Source organism: Vibrio sp. V09_P4A23P171 (assembly GCF_963875615.1).
In the GTDB taxonomy this organism is placed as follows: domain Bacteria; phylum Pseudomonadota; class Gammaproteobacteria; order Enterobacterales; family Vibrionaceae; genus Vibrio; species Vibrio anguillarum.
Window position 1 is genome coordinate 1 of sequence record NZ_CAWNMR010000049.1, and the last position, 4,728, is coordinate 4,728.

At 41.1% G+C, this 4,728-nt stretch carries 7 protein-coding genes; 1 reads left to right on the top strand and 6 read right to left on the bottom strand.

Annotated features, from left to right (window positions below):
- The coding region (locus AACT23_RS13650; protein WP_094127105.1) for a hypothetical protein at window positions 1–184 on the top strand (184 nt) is incomplete at its 5' end.
- A 138-nt stretch (window positions 185–322) separates the two neighbouring features.
- Here the strand turns inward: AACT23_RS13650 and AACT23_RS13655 are convergent.
- The 6 genes from AACT23_RS13655 to AACT23_RS13680 form a co-directional block, all read right to left on the bottom strand.
- Window positions 323–808, bottom strand: a complete 486-nt coding sequence (locus AACT23_RS13655; protein ID WP_094127107.1) for a GNAT family N-acetyltransferase — start codon at window positions 806–808, stop codon at window positions 323–325.
- A gap of 132 nt (window positions 809–940) precedes the next feature.
- Window positions 941–1,450, bottom strand: coding sequence for an ATPase AAA (locus AACT23_RS13660; protein WP_017046323.1), 510 nt, complete (start codon window positions 1,448–1,450; stop codon window positions 941–943).
- A 133-nt stretch (window positions 1,451–1,583) separates the two neighbouring features.
- On the bottom strand, window positions 1,584–2,009 hold the full coding sequence (locus tag AACT23_RS13665) for a hypothetical protein (protein ID WP_088733301.1): 426 nt from the start codon (window positions 2,007–2,009) through the stop codon (window positions 1,584–1,586).
- 146 nt (window positions 2,010–2,155) lie between these two features.
- Complete coding sequence (locus tag AACT23_RS13670; protein WP_176428618.1) at window positions 2,156–2,869, bottom strand: Fic family protein; 714 nt, start codon at window positions 2,867–2,869, stop codon at window positions 2,156–2,158.
- 193 nt (window positions 2,870–3,062) lie between these two features.
- Window positions 3,063–3,587: a hypothetical protein gene (locus AACT23_RS13675; RefSeq protein WP_061893455.1), complete on the bottom strand. Its 525-nt coding sequence runs from the start codon at window positions 3,585–3,587 to the stop codon at window positions 3,063–3,065.
- Window positions 3,588–3,719: 132 nt separating this feature from the next.
- A complete protein-coding gene (locus AACT23_RS13680; RefSeq protein WP_094127109.1) occupies window positions 3,720–4,316 on the bottom strand; it encodes a class I SAM-dependent methyltransferase in 597 nt (198 codons plus the stop codon).
- Window positions 4,317–4,728: the final 412 nt, after the last annotated feature.

Here is a 4,728-nt window from a genome sequence, read left to right on the forward strand (position 1 = left end):
GAAGAAAAGTGACGAGCGTAGCATGCTCGGCGGACGTTTGGATGCTGAAGGTTATTTTGCCGCTGAATTTACAGCGCTAAGCAACCCAACGCGATCAAGAAACAACAAATATGTGATGACTATTTATTGCTTAAGTTCAACCATGAGAACATGGAATCTACCGTTCAATTCCAACTCGATTTAGCTGATAAAAACTCACTTTGCCTAACGCCCGCTTAAGGGGCTGACAACGCTACTACCAAGTTTCCGCATAACACCGTAAACACAAAAACCAACGCATAATAAAAATGCCACGCGTTGGAAGTCCCTCTTGAAGCGTTTGTTAGGCATTTTCCAACGCATTGATATTATTGCTTAATTCCCAGCATTCTAATGATTCGCCATCACTATCCACAGCAATATTTTTATAAATAAATCCATTTTTGCGAACAACATTTAGTGACGCCGAATTTTTAGAAGAGATTAATGCAAAGACAACTTTGACTAAACCAGATTCAAACGCAATTTGGCAAAGTTTGTTAACTGCAAATGTTGCAATACCTTTGCCTTGAGCCCCAAAAGCTACGTTGTAACCGATTTCGACTCGACAGTTGAACGGTGGGTTCTTGAATCCACAACTACCAATTAGCTGGTCATTTGACTTTATAAAGTATGGTAAAGACCAAACTTCACAAATTGAATCACGATAATGATTAAGAGAGCGTTCTAAAACATGATTTGGTGGAATTCCGTCAATCATATACTTGAGCTCAGATTGACCATCACGCAACATTTTTAGCTCACTCTCATTTAGCTGAATGAGTTCCATAATTTCCTTATGCCTAACGCCCGGCTAAGGGGTTGACAACGCACCACCGAACTTAAAAAATACACCGTAAACACTGAACTTCAATTTTGCACCAAAGTCGCCACGCGTTGGCAATCCCTCTTGAGCCGTTTGTTAGCATGCTGTTCCCGCTGCAAAAGAACTAACCTGCAAACGTGATGTAAAACGCACTTTAGTACCAGAAAAATTGCTGAAAAGATAATCATGGAACTGTCTTGAAGTTTTTGATGTACGAATCGAATATTCAGACGCCCAAGTCAGTAGTTCTTTGAAATTTTTATCGGCTTCTACTACATCAAGTTGCTTTGAACTTTCTGAACCACGAGCAAGTAACGAAGCCTTACATACTGCCCAATTTAGATCCAAAAACAACAAAGTGTCCGCATGTGGGATCAACTCTTCTATTAAAGCACCAAATACACCTTCAACAATCCAAGATGGATCCATACTCAATTTGACCAGTTCACTTTTTATCGTTTCAGGAGAGCGTTTCTGGTTATAGCCACCAGGTTCCCAAACAACTGAATCCAAGTGAACTTCTTTTAGTCTAAGTCTCTTTGATAACTGTCCTGACAACCAACTTTTACCTGAACCAGAGTTTCCGATGATAAGGATCTTTTTCATGCTACCTCTGCATGCTAACGCCCGGCTAAGGGGTTGACAACGCACCGCCGAACTCAAAAAACACACTGTAAACACTGAACTGCAATTTTGTACTAAAGTCGCCACGCGTTGGCAATCCCTCTTGAGCCGTTTGTTATGTGCGTTTTCCCAGCTTAACTCTTGATGCTGTCCTATTGGCTAAACGTAAACTTTTCAACTGCTCTTTCCGCATTGCTTCTTCGTCTGGATAAACTTCAAATATCCAGTGTCTGAACCCAATACCACAAAGCAGCCCACCCAAGCCTGCAATTACACCGCAAAGATAAGGAAAATATTTCCTATCTTTACTCACAATCTCAATTTTCCTATTTTCAATAGAAATACGGTCTTCTTTAACACTATCGGGCAAGTCATCTTGAGCTGCAATAATTGAAATTTTCTCAGCGGCTTGGAAGACAATATCGTTGTATGTGTAAGTTTGGCTAAGTAAGAAATAAAGACTGAATACGAAAACAACGGCGCCAACAATTGCCATTAACTTATAAGGGTTGTCAGTTGGTACACTTAAAGATGAGTTCATATTCAATATCTCCTTTTATCGATAGCACATAACGCCCGCTTAAGGGGCAGGCAACGCAACTACCAACTTACCGCATAACACCGTAATCACCGAAACCAACGCATAGTAAAAATGCCGCGCGTTGGCTGTCCCTCTTGAAGCGTTTGTTAGCCGATTTTCAGATCTAGCTTGAAATTACGAATAATTTTTTCATCCAAACAGCTACGTAAAAACTTATTCATTGCTGTCATGTCATTAGAAGAATAGAAGTCGAGCATGAGCGTATTAAACTCTTGCTGACGCTTGGCTTGCACATTAATGATAGGGAAACCGTTAGCTAACAAAATACCGTTCATCATGAACCGGCCTGTACGTTTGTTGACATCCCAAAAAAATTGAGCGCGTGCCATTTGTAAAAATGCAGTAATTGCTTGATCGTAAACATCAGATACGCTATTCACCTGACTCTCAACTTCAAGCCATTTTTCGTCCAACGCATCTGGAGCCGGAGGCTCATACTCTGAACCCGTAATAGAAACGTAACCAGAGCGAAATTTACCCCACTCTAATGCTTCTTCTTTGCCAGCGATATTGTGGATTTTTAAGGCGGTTTCTTTATTAAATTGAAACTCACCTTGATCAACTAAGCCAAAAATGAGCTCCCATGCTCGAGCTTGGTTCATTGCCATATTTTGATCACTAATACGATGGCCACCTACGGTGATCCCATCAAGAATGGTTTGCACCTCAGGTAAAGTCATTGCAACACCCTCGAGGTTAACAGCGTCATAAACCAAAGCTGGTACATCTCTTTTGGCAAGTTGTTTAGCCAACGGTATATTTGGTTTCATATTCCACATGTTATCTGTCAATGCTGTCATGGTGTTATTCTTCAATGTAAGTAAAACTTGGCTAAGTATACACTTACTGATGAGTAAGGTGGTAGAAGTCGGCTAACGCCCAATTAAGGGGTGAGCAACGCCTACCACCCAACCTAAAGCAGTGTACCGTAACCACTAAATTTGAAGTAGAAGCAAAAATGCCAAGCGTTGGGAATCCCTCTTAAATTGTTTGTTAGCTTTCATTTTTTGATTGTTCAATTAAGTCACTTCTCCACTCTGACACTAAGTCGGAAAGTGTTTTGTAGCCATACTCTGAGTCAATAAACCCTTGAATTTCATTAATCAGAAACTCACAGTCCATTGAGAATGCAGTTAGAACACGTGTGGTGTAATTTTCAGGCCAAGTATCGCTCCACTCATCTCGATGCTTGAAGTAATTAGCTGCACAATTAACCAGCTCTATTAACGAATAACCCTGAACTTTTACACGATGAGTCTCATACGCTTTCTCTTTGGTTAATTTATTAAGCCCCAGACTAACTCGGATCTCGTTAATATCCCGCAAGCTACCAACACAATAAGCTTGCGCTGAAACAAGCAAAGAGCCATAAAGAACTTCACCGTACTCATTCATCCACAATCCATCAAACCAAGGTTCAGTGCGGTTTCTCTCGAACAACTTTGCGATACCAGCTTGGATCGTTTTCTCTACATCGACTAGCGGACCAAGGCCATAGTCAGCCTCTAAAATGTTCATATTACTCCTGAAAGCTAACGCCCGCTTAAGGGGCAGCCAACGCCACTACTGACTCTCCGCATAACACAGTAAACACGAAAACCAACGCATAGTAAAAATGCCATGCGTTGGCTGTCCCTCTTGAAGCGTTTGTTATGTACGTTTCACCGCCACCACGGAATATGTGTGCCAATGCTTCATTCTACCCAATGAAGTTTTAGCACTTTCATCACGTTCAAAGAACCTGACTATTTCAAAGTCAGAGAACAAACCCTTTACCTCTAACTCCGATAAAGGTGTTGTCGAGCTACGATAGTTTTCAGCCCAACTGTCTTTGAAACCCATGAAGTCACCCGAAAATACTCCACCGGCTTCAATTGAAGATTTAATGTTGCGCCAAGTCGTTTCAAACTGGTTTGGGTCAGCAAAGAACAGACTAGAATTTGCGATAACAACACCAGATTTTGGATAGTCAAAAGACTCAAACGAAGACTCCGAAATGTTCACTAACGACCTTGAACCAAACCTGTCTCTACAAATAGCAACCGAATCAGGATTTATATCGAAGCCATGAACTCGGAAACCCTGTTGTTCTAGATACTGGATATCGCTGCCTGTTCCACAACCACAGTCAGTAGCTACTTTGAGATTTGATTCATTGAGACGAACTGCAAACTCAGTACTTTTTGAATGTGGACGAGATAGTGCTTTTTCGTAGAACTGACGCCAAATTTCAGCATTTTTATCCATAAGTTTATAATTTTCCGTAAAAGTACATAACGCCCGGTTAAGGGGCAGCCAACGCCATTACCAAGCTTCCGCATAACACCGTAACCACAAAAACCAACGCATGGTAAAAATGCCACGCGTTGGCTGTCCCTCTTGAACCGTTTGTTATGCTTAAGCTTCAATGACTTACGTTTTACCAAAACCAAGATTAACTCAGCTTTGATGCACAAACAAAACCCAAAAACCAAAAAAACTGAAATGACTCATAGATTTGAAAATCAGACTTTGAGACTTTGGCTACTAATGCTCAAGAACCTAAGATCAAATTTCTGATTGAGCTAACCGCCCTAACCTCGCGCTTACCAGAAAATTAATTGAGGCAACTCTCTGAATTTCCAGCGCCAAAGAATAAATGTCCAGAAAACAGCGCCCA